Raw genomic sequence first — 349 nt, forward strand, 5'->3', positions numbered from 1 at the left:
CGATTGTTCTTTACGTAATTAGAATCATACAACTACATTATAGAAGACGTATCGGTCTATTCACATTAAACCATGTTTAACTATATTTGAATCATCGTTAAGTAATCCATAATTTTCGTTAAATACAGATGGTTTCGAAGCGATTCAATGCATGCAAATTGGGCATTGCATCATTTTCAAGACTTTGAGATGTCACTTTTACAAACAAGTGAATATTTTCCCTTAACATCATTACGCAAAACAAAAGAAGCTAAGCAATGATGTAGGTCATTGTTGCTTAACTTCTCGTTTCATCGTTCATAGGTTCTATGTAGCATCCATCACGATGATTTTAGATTCACTTCAATTC

The organism is Staphylococcus sp. HMSC062H10 (genome assembly GCF_001836945.1).
In the GTDB taxonomy this organism is placed as follows: Bacteria; Bacillota; Bacilli; order Staphylococcales; family Staphylococcaceae; genus Staphylococcus; species Staphylococcus aureus.